Source organism: Flavobacterium sp. Sd200, from assembly GCF_009826935.1.
Taxonomy (GTDB): domain Bacteria; phylum Bacteroidota; class Bacteroidia; order Flavobacteriales; family Flavobacteriaceae; genus Flavobacterium.
In genome coordinates, this window is the sequence record NZ_WUMN01000003.1 from 66071 (window position 1) to 82536 (window position 16466).

A 16466-nucleotide genomic window follows, 5' to 3' on the forward strand; every position below is an offset into this window, starting at 1 on the left:
AAGCAATCTAAGTTATTTCATTCGTACATAAATACCACACTGAGGGTAAATTAACTGAACGAGATAGTCTTCTTTTGTTAAGTACTGGTACCAATGTTTGTATTTTTTATCTCTGAAATCAAACACATCGATCATTAAATAAGGACCCATTATTAGTTTCTTGTTTAGCTTTATATCAAAATTAGCTATTTCCTGTTTACTTTTTTTATAGCTATAGTAATCAAAGTGTAATGTAAATTCACCTATTGAATCAGTCTTAATCAACTCAAACACTTCCTTATCTAATATGAGATCTCCCGGATAATAATTTGGTCGATGAATTTCATCTTTAAACTTTATATAGAGATTAGCAACCTCACCATGTTTAAGAGTTACACCGTTTACCTGAAGTATGACATTCACATTTTGCGCAGAAACAAAATGAATAAAAAGCAAAATGTTTAAAATGCAGTAAAATATCCTCATAACAATTTTAATTTAGATTGCTTCGTGCCTCGCAATGACCACTTATGCCCAGTATAGTGTATTAAAAAATCCGCGCCAATCCGTCAAATCCGTGTCATCCGCGTTCCATCCTCTCAAATAACCAAATCACAAATAACCGCATCAACAAAAACTAATACCTATTCCTAAACCACACTTTTTGCCATTCTCTCTTTAATATAAGGAATGCTACATCTTCCGATAGCTGCACAAGGTCAGACCCATCAAGGCTGCGTACTTGCTCTTCTGATACATCTATAATGTAGAGCAGGTTTAAATATTCGGCAAACTTGTGTTGTATAAGGCGGTATATTTTTTCGTGCAGTTGTATTTTAAGCTCTGCGGGTGTGGTGCTTTTATGGAAATTAACTGACTCGTTAGCTAAATTGAAATCTTTATTGATCTGCTCAATAAGTTTAAGATATAGATCTTCGCTTTCGGCTTCGGCAAGCAATAGGTCGGTAGTTTGGGGGGCTGTAAACATTATACGTTGCGTTTCATTAACTTTTCGCCAAAGGCCTTAAGGGCTTCTTTTTTGTCGGTAGCAATATCCATGGTTTCCAGTGTCTCAAAAGCTTTTAAAGTATATTCTTCTATCGCTTTTTGTGTTGCTGCGGAAGCTCCGGTTGCATTGAACAATTCTTTTACAGTTGCTATCTTTTGGGTACTGTCTTCGGGATGCGATGTAAAATAATCAGACAATTGCTCCGCCTGTGCAACGGTGGCAAATTCTTTCGCTTTAAGATAAAGGTAGGTTTTTTTGTTTTCTATAATATCTCCGCCCACCTGTTTTCCAAAAGTCTCCGGATCGCCAAAGGCATCAAGATAGTCGTCCTGTAATTGAAAAGCAATGCCAAGATTAAGGCCAAAGTTGTATATATCTTTACAGTTTTGAGTAGAAGTTTTCGCTACAATAGCCCCCATTTGCATGGCTGCACCTACCAATACTGCTGTTTTATATTCTATCATTTTAAGGTACTGCGGTATGGTAACATCGGTTCGGTTTTCAAAGTCCACATCCCATTGCTGGCCTTCACATACCTCTAAAGCGGTTTTACTGAACAGCTTTGCCAAAGCCTGAAATATTTGGGGTTCGTATTGTTCAAAATACTGGTAAGCCATTATCAGCATGGCATCGCCCGAGAGTATTGCGGTATTAAGATCCCATTTTTCGTGCACGGTTTGGTTGCCCCGGCGCAGGGGGGCGTCATCCATAATGTCGTCATGTACCAAAGAAAAATTATGAAATATCTCTACCGCTACCGCTGCAGGTAATGCCTCTTTGCAATCAGTATCAAACACTTCTGCTGTCATTAGTGTTAGCACCGGTCGCATGCGTTTGCCGCCAAGTGACAATATGTAGTTTACAGGAGCATAAAGGTTTGAGGGTTCTTTAGAGATGGTTGCCGACTCAAAATAATCAGCAATTATTTGCTGGTAATGTGCTATGGGTTGCATTACTGTTTTTTTTTGCTAAAGTAAAGCATTCCGCAATTGTATCAAAACACTTGAGGCAGGACAGTGCATGATGTACTATAAGACTATATATGCTAAATTTCAGGACTAAATAACAAACCCTCTTTGTGTTGAGGTGTTTGATTCAAAACCAGCATCATGAAAAGCATACAATATATCATATTATTTCTGTTTATCCCTGGGTTTATTATTGCGCAAAGCGAAGGTGTTAAAACCCCTGCGCCCAAACCCCTTTTTGACGATCCTGTTTATCATGGCGCGGCAGACCCGACTATTGTGTGGAATAAAAAAGCTAAGAAGTGGTGGATGTTTTATACCAACCGCCGTGCGGGCGACAGCACTGCCACAGGAGTTACCTGGGTTCATGGCACTGATATAGGTATTGCAGAATCGGCAGATGGTGTTAAGTGGAGCTATAAAGGTATTGCAAACATTAACTACAAACCCACTAAAGAATATACCTATTGGGCTCCGGCTATTGTAGAAAACAAAGGGTTGTATCACATGTATCTTACGTATGTCCCCGGAATTTTTGCCGATTGGAAGCATCCAAGGAACATTATTCACCTGACGAGTAAAAATCTTTTGGACTGGAAATTTGAATCGGTAGTTAAACTGGTTACCGATAAAGTTATTGATGCCTGTGTTTATAAGTTGCCCGATGGTACTTTCAGGATGTGGTATAATAATGAGCCTGATGGCAAAGCGGTTTATTATGCAGACAGTAAAGATCTTTATAGTTGGACAGATAAGGGCAAGGCTATTACAGATATGCCCGGTGAAGGTCCTGTTGTGTTTAAGTGGAATGACAAATACTGGATGATAGTAGACAACTGGAAAGGGCTTGGTGTTTACAGCAGTGAAAATCTTTTGGACTGGAAAAGACAGGAAGAAAGGCTTGTTGAACTGCCCGGAAAAGGTAAAGATGACCAGTCGATTGGTGGGCATGCCGATGTGATTGTTAGTAATAACAGGGCTTATCTTTTTTATTTTACCCATCCTGGACGTAATAAAACGGCTCCCGGTACAACCGAATTCGAAAAGCGACGCAGTGTAATTCAGGTTACGGAACTTTATTATAAAGATGGTAAACTATCATGCGATAGAGATGAGGCTTGTTTTATCGATCTTATTCCTTTAAAATAAATATGTTTTTTTAAGTGTCTGTTTTTCAGTGTAAATTTTGTTTGACAATTTTGTAAAAACTTTGGAAACTTTTTTGGTTTATAAAGTTTCCTTTGTATATTTGCCGCAGAATTTTAATGCTGAATATGAAAGATCAGATATTAGATAAGGCTAACGAAATGTTTTTATCCATTGGTTTTAAGAGTGTTACCATGGATGATATTGCTGTGGCTTTAGGTATATCTAAAAAAACTATTTATCAGCATTACGCCAACAAGCACGAGTTGGTACAGGCGAGTACAACAAAATTATTTCATGAAATTTCTGATGGAGTAGATATTATTGTTTCAGAAAATCATAACCCAATTGAAGAATTTTTTGTGGTGCGCGATTTTTTGTCTGTCAAGCTAAACAATGAAAGTGCTTCTCCTTTTTATCAGTTGCATAAATTTTTCCCGGAGGTATCGGCAGGACTGCATTCTCTTAAGTTTGAAAAAATGTACAAAACAATGTCTGAAAACCTTAAACGTGGTATTAGTGCAGGATTGTACAGGCAGGATATTGATAATGATTTCATTAGCCGAATCTATTTTTCAGGGCTTAATGCAACAAAAGAGGAAGATATATTTCCGCCGGCAATGTACAACGCAAGCGACCTTATGAGGCAATTTTTAGAGTACCATTTGCGTGCCATTGTAACTGAAAAAGGCTTGCAGGTTCTTGCGAAAATCATAAAGACAAACGCTGTCAAAAAAAAATAATCATTTTTAAATTGTGTTTAACAAAATTGTCAATACTTTTGCGTTGACAAAAATGTCAAACAAAATAGTTAAACGGTAATGTCAGTAAAAATAGTTGATCAGGATACTGAGCAGTTGATAAAGGAAACGGCAAAACGTGTGTTTTTTGCCGAGGGTCGCTTTAAGGCCACCACCCAGGAAATTGCAGATGCCGCGGGAGTAAACAGGACACTTATAAACTATTATTTCAGGTCGCGCAACAATCTTTTCGATATTGTTTTTGACGATGCCCAAAGGCAGGAGCATGAAATGATGGAGAAGATAGTATTCAGCGATATGCCATTTAAAGAAAAAGTGAGCCGTCATCTGGATATTTTTTTCGAGCAAAGCAAGGAGTATCCATTTCTTGAAGCTTACATGGTAACGCAGATGAACCAGGGGACCTGCTATAAAGACAAAGATAAAATGAATGTGTTGCTCGATAAATTTTACCTTGAAATAGCATTGGAAATGGAAAAAGGCACCATACAAAAAATGAGGCCGGAGCAGTTTGTGTTAAATTTTGTGTCTTTAATGTCTTTCCCTTCATCAATGCGCACACTGTTACAGGAAACCATGGGCTTTACAGAAGAAGGCTTTAATGCATTGTTGCAGGAGCGCAAAGAAATTATAATGAATATTTTATTTATTAAATAAAACCATCAATTAAAATTCAATAACAGTTATTACATGAAAACCCTAATTAAAACCCCGTTCGGCTACCTTAACAGGCTCGCGGCAATTATGGTTCTTTTGGCTGCGCCATCGCTAATGGCACAGGAGCTTGGCAAAGAGCTTACGCTAAAAGATGCCGTTAATTATGCGTTGCAAAATAAGGCCGATGCTAAAAAGGCAAAGCTGGACGTAGAGAACAGCGAATACAAGATAGAAGAGGTGAGAGCCCGTGCATTGCCAACTATTACGGCAAATGGTAGTCTTACCTATAATCCTATATTACAATTAAATGCACTTCCCGGAGAGTTTTTTGGCGCTCCTGCCGGAACGGTTATTCTTGCGCCGTTAGGACAAAAGTGGAGTTCTATAGGAGGGGTAAACCTTACTCAGAATATTTTTGACCAAACAGTGTTTACAGGCTTAAAGGCAGCTAAAACCACACGTGAGTTTTATCAGATAAACGCCCAGCTTACAGAGGAGCAGGTTATAGAGCGTGTGGCAAACAATTACTACCAGGTGTATGTGCAGCGTGAAAAACTTAAGGTTTTAGACAGTACTTTTAAGAATACTACTGAGGTAAGGAATATTATTAAAGGTCAGTTCGATAACGGTCTTGCCCGTAAGATAGACCTTGATCGCATGAATGTAAACCTTAATAACATTCAAACCCAGCGTCAGCAGGTTGTTAATGCTGTACAACTACAGGAAAACACCCTTAAGTTTTATATGGGGATGCCTATAGAGACCAAGATCGTTATACCTCAAAAAGAGTTTTCGGTTACGCCACTCAACCTTAACGACAAGCCTAATGTGGAGAACAGGACAGAATATCAGTTGCTGAAAAAACAGGAACAGCTGTATGTATTTAATAAAAAAGCCATGCAGGCAGATTATTATCCTAAGTTGTCTTTAACGGCAGGCTATAACTATATAGGACAGGGACCGGAAATGCCATGGTTTAAAAAACCGTCAGACAATGTGTATTGGTCAGATTTCTCGACTATCGGGGCTAATTTATCGGTGCCAATATTTAACGGTTTTGCAACAAGATCAAAGGTAAGGCAGGCTAATATAGACATCAAAAAGACGGAGGAAGATATTAAAGACACCAAACTGTCTCTCGACCTGGCTTTTGAAAACGCCAAAACACAGATAAACAACAGCCTTATTACGATTAAAAATCAAAAAGAAAATGTGCAGCTTGCCCAGGAAGTGTTAGACAATACACAAAACAACTACCAACAGGGATTAGCATCTTTGACAGACCTTCTTGATTCAGAGAACTCATATATAGAGGCACAAAACAATTATACATCGGCACTGCTTGATTTTAAACTGGCCGAAATTCAACTTATAAAAGCTAAAGGCGAATTACAAACCCTTAAAAATTAACAACCAATGAAAAAGATAGTTTATATAGTAGTAATAGCGGCAGTAATTGGCGGAGGCTATTTGATACTTAATAAAAATAAAGCCAAGAACGAAGAAGAAACGGCAATTGTAGCCCAGCAAAACAGCTCGGTAGCGGTGCGTGTGGCAACAGCTAAAAACGAAGCTCCGGATCTTTCATATACAGCAAACGGAACTTTTGAGGCTTCTCAGCAACTGGAGTTCCCTGCCGAAAATAACGGTCGTGTTACTAAAGTATTGGTAGATGAAGGTGATGCCGTTAGAGTAGGGCAGGTGCTTGCTGTTATAAAAGGCGATCAGCTAAACATACAGCTAAGCAATGCAAAAGCAGCTTATGAAAATGCTAAGAGCGATGCGCAGCGTTATGAAAATGCCTTTAAAACAGGCGGTGTAACCCAGCAGCAGCTTGATCAGGCAAAATTGGCACTTACTAACGCAAAGGCTCAGTACGACCAAACAAAAATTAGCCTTGGCGATGCCAGCATTAAATCGAGCATTAATGGTATAGTTAACAAACGCAATATAGAGCCGGGCAGCGTAGTGTCTCCGGGTACAGTGTTGTTTGAACTTGTAAACGTTAGCACACTAAAACTAAAAGTAAATGTTCCTGAAAGCCAGGTAGCATCTCTTAAAGTTGGCAACACCGTAAAAGCTACCGCAAGTGTTTATCCTGATAAAGAGTTTAGCGGAAAAATAACTTTTATTGCCCCTAAGGCAGACGGATCTTTAAACTTCCCGGTAGAAATTACTATAGCCAATAACCCTAACAACGAGCTTAAGGCAGGTATGTATGGTTCGGCTGTGTTTGGAACATCTTCTAAACAGCCATCAGTACTAACTGTGCCACGCACGGCTTTTGTGGGCGGTGTGGGTAACAACCAGATATTTGTGGTTAAAGACAGCGTGGCAAAACTTACTAAAGTTACTGCAGGGCGCATATTTGGCGAAGAGGTAGAGGTGCTTAAAGGCATTAATGAAGGCGAGGTTGTAGTAACCAGCGGACAGATAAATCTTGCCGACGGCAGTAAAGTAAGTGTTATAAAATAAAAAAAGCCCCCCAACCCCCAAAGGGGGAGTAAGGCTATTGTTTAAACATCAGGCAGGGCAACCTGAAACCTGAAACTTTAAACTTTAAACTATAAAAAATGAAAATAGCAGAAATATCAATAAAACGGCCAACGCTTATTATAGTGTTGTTCACGATACTTACTTTGGGCGGTATTTACAGCTACAGCAGCCTTAGCTACGAGCTGATCCCTAAGTTTGAAGTAAACGTTATAACCATCAGTACGGTATATCCGGGTGCATCGCCAGGTGAAGTAGAGAATACACTGACCAAGAAGGTGGAAGATGCGGTGTCATCGCTCGAATTAGTAAAAAAAGTTGAGTCTAAGTCTTACGAAAGCCTTTCGGTAGTTATGGTAACGCTTCAGCCTGAAGCCGATGCCGATTACTCGCTTAATGATGCGCAGCGAAAAATCAACGCCATTGAAAAAGACCTTCCTGAAGATGCCGATCCGCCATCACTTGTAAAATTCTCATTGAGCGACCTTCCTGTAGTAACCCTTGGTGCTACCGGTAAAATGGATGAGGTTGCTTTTTATGATCTTTTGGATAAAAAGATCGAACCCATACTTGCCCGCGTAAGCGGTGTGGCACAGGTAACCCTTGTAGGTGGCGAAGAGCGCGAAATACAGGTAAACCTTGACAAAGACAAATTAAAAGGCTACGGTCTTAGCATACCACAGGTACAACAGGCGGTATTGGGCAGTAACCTTGACTTTCCTACAGGTAGTGTAAAAACCCGTGAGAACAGTATGCTTGTGCGCCTTGCAGGTAAATACCGCGATGTAGAAGAAATGCGTAACCTTGTAGTGTCTTCTAAAAATGGCATACAGGTGCGTTTGGGTCAGGTGGCCGATGTACAGGATAGCCAGAAAGAAGCTGAGAAAATAGCCCGCGTGAACCGTAAAAGTGCTATTGCAATACAAATTACAAAACAAACTGATGCCAATGCGGTACAGGTAAGTGAAGATATACATGCCATTATATCTAAAATTGAAAAGGATTATGCTAAAGAAGGGCTTAAGCTTGAAGTGGCTAACGATACTTCTGAATTTACCCTTGTTGCAGCCGAAGGTGTAATACACGATTTATTCCTTGCGGTATTCCTTGTGGCGTTTGTAATGTTGTTCTTCCTGCACTCGCTAAGGAACGCTCTTATAGTAATGGTGTCTATCCCGGCATCGCTTATTGCTACATTTATTGGTATCTCATTAATGGGCTATACGCTTAACCTGATGAGCTTACTTGGTCTATCGCTCGTGGTAGGTATTCTTGTGGATGACGCCATTGTGGTACTCGAAAATATTTACCGCCACATGGAAATGGGCAAAAGCCGAATTCGTGCTGCCTATGACGGTACTGCCGAAATTGGCTTTACAGTATCGGCAATTACATTGGTAATTGTGGTGGTATTCCTTCCAATTGCATTGAGTACCGGCCTTGTGAGTGATATCATCAAGCAATTCTGTGTAGTGGTGGTAATTGCAACAATGCTATCGTTGCTGTCATCGTTTACACTTATTCCATGGTTATCTTCCCGCTTTGGTAAGCTGGAGCACATAACAGGCAAAAATATTTTTGGACGCATTATTCTTGGTTTCGAAAAAGGTCTGGACAGTTTTACCCACTGGGTTACGGATATCCTTAAATGGTCGCTTGCCTCAAGGTGGCGCAAAATCATCAGCCTTTTAGTAGCGGTAGGATTATTCTTTGGCTCGTTAATGATAGCCGGTAATTTTATTGGTGGCGAGTTCTTCCCTAAATTAGACAGGGGCCAGTTCATGGTACAGATGGAGTTGCCAAAAGATGCATCGCTTGAGCAAACCAACCTGCTAATGCAGAAAGCCGAGGATTATCTTGCTTCTAAAAAAGAGGTAAAATCGTTAGTAACAACTGTGGGTCAAACCAGTGAAGGTATGGCAGGATCTCAAAGTACCGCTTATAAAGCCGAGATTACAGTAACGCTTGTAGATGCAGAACAACGTGCAGACAACTCGTTTGTGTATGCTGCAAAAACCAAACGCGAACTTCAAAAAGAGCTTGTAGGGGCTAAGATTAAAACTGTGCCGGTAAGTATAATGGGTGGTGCAGATGAAGCACCAATTGCACTTACCGTAACCGGAAATGATTTTGAAAGTGCTTCGGCTTTTGCAGAAAAAGCTGCTGCCGAACTTGCAAAAATACCGGGAGCTACAGAGATAAAACTAACATCAGAATCGGGATCGCCGGAGGTAGACGTTAAGGTGGACCGTGATAAAATGTCATCGCTTGGCTTAGATCTGCAAACGGTGGGTATGACCATGCAAACGGCATTTAACGGTAATACCGATGGTAAATTCCGTGCAGGTCAGTATGAATATGATATCAATATACGTTTTGGCGAGTACAACCGTATGAACATAGACGACGTGCGCAACATGACGTTTATAAACTCTGCGGGGCTTGAAGTAAAACTAAGCCAGTTTGCCGATATTACCGAAGGTTCGGGCCCAAGTTTGCTGGAAAGGCGCGATAAAAGTACATCGGTTACTATACAGGGACAGGCAATTGGCCGCCCGGTAGGTACTGTAGCTACAGAGTGGGAAGCTATTTTTAGTAAAATGGATCGCCCTGCAGGTGTAAATTATATTTGGGGGGGCGACATGGAAAACCAAAGCGAAGGTTTTGGTACGCTTGGAGTTGCTTTGCTTGCAGCTATTATATTGGTATATCTTGTAATGGTGGCACTGTATGACAGCTTTGTATATCCGTTCGTGGTATTGTTCTCTGTACCGCTGTCGTTCATCGGGGCGCTGTTGGCACTGGCGTTAACCAATAATTCATTAAACATCTTTACCATATTGGGTATCATCATGCTTATTGGTCTTGTGTGTAAAAATGCGATATTACTTGTTGACTTTACAAACCACCGTAAATCAGAAGGAGAAAGTACTTTTAATGCACTGGTACAGGCCAACCACGCCCGTCTTCGCCCTATATTGATGACAACCATTGCGATGGTATTTGGTATGATCCCTATTGCACTTGCCAAAGGTGGTGCAGCGCAAATGAACAATGGTCTTGCATGGGTAATTATTGGTGGACTGCTAAGTTCGCTTTTCCTTACCCTTATTATAGTTCCGGTGGTGTACTCCATATTTGACAGCCTTATTGCACGTTTCTCTAAGAAAGAGAAAATTGATTATGCAGCAGAAATGGTTGCCGATTATGAGCACCGCGAACTTAGTGATGATGGCTTTACCGCAAAGCACTAAATATTAATTGTTTGTACTTTAAAAGCCCTGATGCAATGCATCAGGGCTTTTATTTTTCAAAATAATCACGTTTTGTTATAAAAATCTTACACATAAAAACCCTTATTGTTTGAAGTATTTTTATTATTTGTGAATTAAAATTTTTAATCTTAAAATTAAAATCTAAAAACAATGTTTTAATGTACGGTAAATATAGAAATATTGGTTTATTTAGAATAAATAAAAATAAGTTTGTTCAGGAGTTATGCGTGCATTACATTTGTAGCCGAAAATCCAAAAACAAACATGATGAGTACAACTACATTTAAAAAACTGTTACTGAGCTTAATGCTTCTGTTTGGAGCAACCCTTTGGGCTCAGGAACGTGCATCGCTTAGCGGTACGGTTACCCTTAGTGATAACACTGCTGCCGAAAACATATCGGTAGCGTTAAAAGGCACTAATTATGGTGCTGTTACCAATACACAGGGTAATTTTGAGATTAAAAATATTAAGCCGGGCTCTTATGTATTGCGCATTACTGCTGTAGGCATTAAAACGGTTGAAGAGCAAATTACACTTGCTTCCGGAGAAAAAGCTACTAAAAACGTTACGTTATCTGAAAATCAGGAACAGCTAAACGAGGTGGTTATTAATGGAAACAAGAATAAGTATAAAACAGACAAGCCCTCTACTACACTACGTTTAGATGCTCCTGTTTTAGAAATACCGCAAAACATTCAAATTGTTAGCAATCAAACACTACAGGATCAGCAAATAATCAGCATGAGCGATGGCCTTATCCGCAACGTTAGTGGTGCTGTTCGCCTTGAGCACTGGGGCGACCTGTATGCAAATATCACTATGAGAGGATCGCAAATACAGGCTTTCCGTAACGGTTTCAATGTGGTTTCATCATTCTGGGGTCCGTTAACCGAAGACATGAGTTTTGTAGACCATATAGAGTTTGTAAAAGGTCCGGCAGGATTTATGATTAGCAGTGGCGACCCATCGGGTTTATATAATGTGGTTACTAAAAAACCTACAGGCCAAACTAAAGGAGAAGCCAGCATGACTTTGGGCAGCTTCGACCTTTTCCGTACTACACTTGACCTTGACGGTAAGCTAAGCGAAGACGGTAAACTGTTATACCGCCTTAATGTATCGGCTCAAAATAAAGGTTCGCACCGTCCTTATGAACATAACGACCGTTATGTTATTGCTCCGGTAGTGTCATATCAGTTTGACGACAGGACTAAACTTACTTTTGAATACAATTACCAGCGTGCCAATATGACCGAGGTAGGTTCATATTATGTTTATGGGCCGCACTATGCCTCATTAAGCAGGGATTTTACCCTTACACAACCTGGAATTCCTGATACAAAAATAAACGACCACAGTTTTTATGCCATGTTTGAGCATAATATAGATGATAACTGGAAAGTAACTGCACAGGCTTCTTATTTTAAATACCTGCAGGAAGGTTACAGCTCTTGGCCTACTGCCGTAGGACCGGGCCCTGTAGATGTTAACTGGGATGGTGCTGCTGATTTTACTTTAGGTAATGGAGAGATTATTCGTAATGTTGGCGTATGGGATGCAGAAAGCACCATGAAACTTGGCCAGGCTTTTGTAAATGGTAAATTCCAGACAGGACCTGTTAGCCATAAAATACTTGCCGGTCTTGACCTTGGAAGCAAAGACTATATGGCAGACTGGGGGCAAAGCCACGATCTTGACACACCGGACAATCCTTTCAATGTGTTTAACCCAACCTATGGTGCGCCTGTAAATGGCTATCCTGTTTTTGACCGCAGCAGGCCTCTTGCAGAAAGAGCAGCGGCAATTGGCGGACTTATGAATTCCCGTTACAGCGCAGGCTACCTACAGGATGAATTAGGATTTTTTGAAAATAAACTGCGCCTTACACTTGCAGGCCGCTATACTTATGTAAGTCAGGCAAGCTGGGGTGGAGCTCCAATATCAGATAAACATATAACACCGCGTGTTGGTTTAAGCTATACTATAGATGAGCATACTTCTGCTTATGCTTTATACGATCAGGCATTTACGCCGCAGGGTGGTGTAATGAGCAATGGCAGCGCGCCAAAACCACTTACAGGTAATAACCGTGAAATTGGTGTTAAGAGAGATTGGTTTGACGGAAAATGGAGCACTACACTTTCTGCTTACAGTATTTTGAAGAAAAATGAAACCATGTCTGATCCTAACAACCCTACACAGTTTGTTATAGTGTTTGGTGAGAGAAGAGCAGAGGGTATTGAGTTTGATGCAAGAGGCGAAATTATACCGGGCCTTAACCTTATAGCTAACTACGCCTTTACAGAATCTACCGTTACTAAAGTTAATAATCCTGATTTAGGTATCAATGTAGGCGATATAGTTCCGGGATATGCAAAGCATACTGCTAATGCATGGCTTACTTATGCCATACAGAATGGCAAACTAAAAGGTCTTGGTGCATCGGCCGGATTTACTTTCCTTGGAGACAGGGAAACAGACACATGGAGCCCGGGTGCAGAAAGGCTTCCTGATTACTTTAAGCTTGACGGTGGTCTTTCTTATGAAAGAGGGAAAGTTAAGTTTACTGCCAATATGTTCAATATACTTAATAAATACCTGTATAGCGGATCATCATATGGTACTAATCTTGACGGAACAAGTATTTATTACTGGCAAAGCGAACCTCCCCGCAACGTGAGGTTAGGCATAACATATAAATTCTAAACCAACAATAATACCTCTGCCTTTACCGGCAGGGGTTTTTACCTTTTTATCATGAAAAAATATATTTTACTGCTATTAGCCTTTATCTCATCGGCTCCCGTGTTTGCACATTTTATGTGGGTAGAGACCAATCCTGTAGGAACTTTAAACAAAAAACAGGAAGTAAAAGTTTTCTTTGGCGAATATACTTATGGGCTTCAGGAAAAAGTAAATGGAGAGTCTTTTGAAAAAATGAAGAATTTTGAGGTATGGGCTGTATCTCCAAGCGGAGAAAAAACAGCCATACAAATGCAGCCGGGCGAATTGTTTTACAGTGGCTACTTTATGCCAAAAGCTAACGGCACTTATACTATTGTGCTTAACAACAATAAAATTGATGTTATAGACTATACTCAATATGATTTTGGTATTTTTAAAACGCATTACCATAGCACGGCAAAAGTAGTTGTGGGTGGGAATGCCGGGAACAGTGCGTCGGTTAACCCTGACGGGCTTGCCGTTGTAGATGCCACGAAAAAACTATCTTCCGAAAAAGGAGAAACAACGCTTACTGTATTTTATAAAGGGCAGCCTGCAAAAGAAACCGAAGTTACTATATTTGTGGCAGACCAGTGGAGCAAAAAACTTACTACAGATGAGAATGGTACTGTAAAATTTGTACTGCCGTGGAATACAAAATATGTAGTTGAGGTTAGCAAAAAAGAAGAAGTTCCGGGAAAGTATAACGGTAAAGACTATCAGTTTATATACCATTGTGCAACCTATACACTGCCTTTGGGTAAATAAAGAAAACGGCCGATGACGACCAAAAAGAAGAAGAAAAAAGATTTTAAACACTGGGTTGGCAAAGCCCACTTATGGCTCGGACTTGCGTCCGGGCTTATTGTTTTATTGCTGGGAGTTACCGGATGCATCTTTGTGTTTAACCAGGAAATTACAAACTGGCTGCGCAACGATGTAATGTATGTAAAAGAGGTTAAAGCTCAGGCTATACCTCCCACACAGCTTTGGCAAACCACACAGCAGGCTATAGGCAAAACAGGAACCATTACAAATATCAGTATTTATAACGATCCTCAAAAAAGCACGGTTTTTCATTGCTATAAGTTTGGCGAAGGCCATTTGTATTACTATGATAATATAGATGAATATATATCGGTTTATGTAGATCAATACACGGGTAAAGTGCTTGGTGTTTATGATGAAGAGCTTGATTTTTTTGTTTTTATAAAAGCCCTGCACTGGAGTTTGCTTTTAAACGATGCCATAGGCCAAACCATTACGGGTTGGGCAACGCTTATATTTGTAATAATGCTTATTACAGGTATTATTTTATGGTGGCCTAAAAATAAGGCCGCGCGTAAGCAAAGACTTTGGTTTCAATGGAAAGATTCCACAAAATGGCGCCGCAAAAACTACGACCTGCACAATATTCTTGGGTTTTATGTAGCCACTGTAGCGGTTATACTTGCATTTACAGGTATGGTTTGGGCGTTTACATGGTTCCAGAATCTAGTTTATGCAGCGGGCGCAATGAGTGTTACCCCACCGGAATATTTAGTTTCTAAATCGGTAATTACTGAGAATGATAAAGATGCAGCTTTTAATAAAGCCTGTATTAGTGCTTTTGCTAAGCATAAAGATGCCGACAATATAAGGTTAGGTAGACCCGCAGACAGCCTTGCCCCAATTGATATTTATATTGGGCAAAACGAAGGGACTTATTATAAAAGCCATCAAATGCAGTTTGATCAGTACACAGGTGCTTTTCTGGCCGAGCGCAATCACAGCGATAAGAATTTTGGCGAACAGCTAATAACAGCCAATTATGATATTCATGTAGGGGCAATATTGGGAATACCCGGAAAAATACTGGCGTTTATTGCCAGCTTTATAAGTGCTATGTTACCTGTAACGGGTTTTATTATATGGTATGGCCGTACTTATAAAAAGAAGTAGCTCTTAAAAAGCTATCTAAAAACAAGCCGCCCGTTGAGATATTGATCAACGGGCGGTTTTACTTTTTTACAGATATATTTGTCTTATTCCTTTACAATTTTTAGTGTTTTAAATGCATTGTTGCTATTCACATTTACAAAATATACACCTTTCGTAAATCCTGACATGTCTAGTTTAGCTTCGGTGTCGTTAAATGTTTTAGTCACTATCAATTGCCCAAACGCATTATGAATTTTAACAGCGTCTATGGCGGTATCATTTTTTAGATGTAATGTAGAAGCAACAGGGTTGGGGTAATGTGTTAATGATTGCATTTTTGTTGCAGGTGTGCTAAGTACATTTTCAATTGTTACTATATCGCAATTGTTTAGAGGATCAGTAATGTCTCTTATATAAATAGTAAGATTACCTTGAGGCGGATTCATAAAGATATTAGAATCCTGCCATGGACCATTGGTATCAAGGCTGTATTGATATGTTCCGAAACCTTCGGCATTCACAATTATACTATTTTCATCTATACTATAACCGTTTCCTATGATTGATGCCGGCCCTGATTTATTTACATGAAAGACAGGTGATATAGCTGATACGCAATTTAAAGGGTTGGGGCTAATAACCATAACGGTATAATCTCCAGATTCGTAAGCATAATAATTAGGTAAAATTGCGTTTTCTATTACTTCACCATCTTTATACCATATAAAAGTGTGTGTGTTATCATATCCTGAAAATAGATTTACAGCGCGATAAATTATTGTAGGATTAGAGTAATCAACACAACTGGTAAAGCTTCCGTCAAGGCTAATAATTATAGGTTGCGGTAGTTGTGATATAGAGATTGTTATCGGAGCAATTGCAGGACATCCGTTAGGGAATTGATCATTACTGACTCTTGCCCATAAAGTTTCAGAAGATGCATAGAATTCATCGGCATTTACAATTGCATTTTCATTATTCAAAGCATCTGCTTCGTTAAAAAAATATCTGACATTAAAATTTGATGCAGGGACTTGTGAGCCAATAATTGCCGGGCTAAGAGATGTGAGGTTAATAACCATGAATCCGTCGTTAACAGCATCAGTGTCGCAAGATGAATATTCTGCGGGTAGAGCAGTGCTTTGGGGCTCAACAAAGAGATTTACTATTGTGGTGGCAAAATTGTTGGGATTTGCATTCTCACTAACCCGTGCAAAAACAGTTAACGGGTTTACAGTATTAGTAAACAGTGCCGGGAGTGCCGGGTTTGCAGTTCCGGGAGCAACAAGTCGCGGATCCAGAAAGTAATAATTAACGCTGTACAATGTAGGGTCGAGGCTGCCTAAAACCTGTGCTTTATATTCTTGCAGGTCGAACGTTGCAATACCTGTATAAGGTGTCTGGCAAATGCTGTAGGGCTCTACCGGACCAACTTGTATTTGAGCGGTTGCATTAAAGGCAAATAACGATACAATTAAAATGTAAAGGTGTTTTTTCATGATGGTGTTTTTGTATTTGCCAAAAATATAAA

13 protein-coding genes are annotated in these 16466 nt (G+C 39.9%); 9 read left to right on the forward strand and 4 right to left on the reverse strand.

Annotation, left to right across the window (positions count from 1 at the left end):
* Positions 1-12: 12 nt before the first annotated feature.
* The 3 genes from GR160_RS09615 to GR160_RS09625 form a co-directional block, all read right to left on the reverse strand.
* Positions 13-465 (reverse strand): hypothetical protein, encoded by a 453-nt coding sequence (locus tag GR160_RS09615; protein ID WP_160749668.1) that lies wholly within the window; start codon positions 463-465, stop codon positions 13-15.
* 151 nt (positions 466-616) lie between these two features.
* Positions 617-967 carry a hypothetical protein gene (locus tag GR160_RS09620; RefSeq protein WP_160749669.1) on the reverse strand — a complete coding sequence of 117 codons (351 nt, stop codon included), beginning with the start codon at positions 965-967 and terminating at the stop codon, positions 617-619.
* Entirely contained in the window at positions 967-1941 is a 975-nt protein-coding gene (locus GR160_RS09625; RefSeq protein WP_160749670.1) for a polyprenyl synthetase family protein, read from the reverse strand. Before GR160_RS09625 ends, GR160_RS09620 begins: the two co-directional genes overlap by 1 nt.
* Before the next feature lie 156 nt (positions 1942-2097).
* On the opposite strand from GR160_RS09625, the gene GR160_RS09630 reads away from it, so the two are divergent.
* The 9 genes from GR160_RS09630 to GR160_RS09670 all read left to right on the forward strand — a co-directional run bounded on the left by GR160_RS09630 (position 2098) and on the right by GR160_RS09670 (position 14956).
* Complete coding sequence (locus GR160_RS09630; RefSeq protein WP_160749671.1) at positions 2098-3105, forward strand: family 43 glycosylhydrolase; 1008 nt, start codon at positions 2098-2100, stop codon at positions 3103-3105.
* 125 nt (positions 3106-3230) lie between these two features.
* Positions 3231-3845, forward strand: coding sequence for a TetR/AcrR family transcriptional regulator (locus tag GR160_RS09635; protein ID WP_160749672.1), 615 nt, complete (start codon positions 3231-3233; stop codon positions 3843-3845).
* A 78-nt stretch (positions 3846-3923) separates the two neighbouring features.
* Entirely contained in the window at positions 3924-4520 is a 597-nt protein-coding gene (locus GR160_RS09640; protein WP_160749673.1) for a TetR/AcrR family transcriptional regulator, read from the forward strand.
* Positions 4521-4607: 87 nt separating this feature from the next.
* Positions 4608-5930 carry a TolC family protein gene (locus tag GR160_RS09645; RefSeq protein ID WP_160750084.1) on the forward strand — a complete coding sequence of 441 codons (1323 nt, stop codon included), beginning with the start codon at positions 4608-4610 and terminating at the stop codon, positions 5928-5930.
* Between the two features lie 6 nt (positions 5931-5936).
* Positions 5937-6995: an efflux RND transporter periplasmic adaptor subunit gene (locus tag GR160_RS09650; protein WP_160749674.1), complete on the forward strand. Its 1059-nt coding sequence runs from the start codon at positions 5937-5939 to the stop codon at positions 6993-6995.
* A gap of 98 nt (positions 6996-7093) precedes the next feature.
* Complete coding sequence (locus GR160_RS09655; RefSeq protein ID WP_160749675.1) at positions 7094-10267, forward strand: efflux RND transporter permease subunit; 3174 nt, start codon at positions 7094-7096, stop codon at positions 10265-10267.
* 285 nt (positions 10268-10552) lie between these two features.
* Positions 10553-12997: a TonB-dependent receptor gene (locus GR160_RS09660; RefSeq protein ID WP_237421202.1), complete on the forward strand. Its 2445-nt coding sequence runs from the start codon at positions 10553-10555 to the stop codon at positions 12995-12997.
* Positions 12998-13048: 51 nt separating this feature from the next.
* On the forward strand, positions 13049-13783 hold the full coding sequence (locus GR160_RS09665; RefSeq protein WP_160749676.1) for a DUF4198 domain-containing protein: 735 nt from the start codon (positions 13049-13051) through the stop codon (positions 13781-13783).
* Positions 13784-13795: 12 nt separating this feature from the next.
* Positions 13796-14956, forward strand: a complete 1161-nt coding sequence (locus GR160_RS09670; RefSeq protein ID WP_160749677.1) for a PepSY domain-containing protein — start codon at positions 13796-13798, stop codon at positions 14954-14956.
* A gap of 83 nt (positions 14957-15039) precedes the next feature.
* Here GR160_RS09670 and GR160_RS09675 read toward each other — a convergent pair whose 3' ends face one another.
* Complete coding sequence (locus GR160_RS09675) at positions 15040-16434, reverse strand: T9SS type A sorting domain-containing protein (RefSeq protein ID WP_160749678.1); 1395 nt, start codon at positions 16432-16434, stop codon at positions 15040-15042.
* Between the last annotated feature and the right edge of the window lie 32 nt (positions 16435-16466).

Bases quoted from the DNA above. Each gene is read 5' to 3' on its own strand.
- GR160_RS09625 (WP_160749670.1), bottom strand. From the start codon at position 1,941: ATGCAACCCATAGCACATTACCAGCAAATAATTGCTGATTATTTTGAG.
- GR160_RS09670 (WP_160749677.1), top strand. From the start codon at position 13,796: ATGACGACCAAAAAGAAGAAGAAAAAAGATTTTAAACACTGGGTTGGC.
- GR160_RS09655 (WP_160749675.1), top strand. From the start codon at position 7,094: ATGAAAATAGCAGAAATATCAATAAAACGGCCAACGCTTATTATAGTG.
- GR160_RS09645 (WP_160750084.1), top strand. From the start codon at position 4,608: ATGGTTCTTTTGGCTGCGCCATCGCTAATGGCACAGGAGCTTGGCAAA.
- GR160_RS09650 (WP_160749674.1), top strand. From the start codon at position 5,937: ATGAAAAAGATAGTTTATATAGTAGTAATAGCGGCAGTAATTGGCGGA.
- GR160_RS09620 (WP_160749669.1), bottom strand. From the start codon at position 967: ATGTTTACAGCCCCCCAAACTACCGACCTATTGCTTGCCGAAGCCGAA.
- GR160_RS09635 (WP_160749672.1), top strand. From the start codon at position 3,231: ATGAAAGATCAGATATTAGATAAGGCTAACGAAATGTTTTTATCCATT.
- GR160_RS09675 (WP_160749678.1), bottom strand. From the start codon at position 16,434: ATGAAAAAACACCTTTACATTTTAATTGTATCGTTATTTGCCTTTAAT.
- GR160_RS09615 (WP_160749668.1), bottom strand. From the start codon at position 465: ATGAGGATATTTTACTGCATTTTAAACATTTTGCTTTTTATTCATTTT.
- GR160_RS09660 (WP_237421202.1), top strand. From the start codon at position 10,553: ATGATGAGTACAACTACATTTAAAAAACTGTTACTGAGCTTAATGCTT.
- GR160_RS09640 (WP_160749673.1), top strand. From the start codon at position 3,924: ATGTCAGTAAAAATAGTTGATCAGGATACTGAGCAGTTGATAAAGGAA.
- GR160_RS09630 (WP_160749671.1), top strand. From the start codon at position 2,098: ATGAAAAGCATACAATATATCATATTATTTCTGTTTATCCCTGGGTTT.
- GR160_RS09665 (WP_160749676.1), top strand. From the start codon at position 13,049: ATGAAAAAATATATTTTACTGCTATTAGCCTTTATCTCATCGGCTCCC.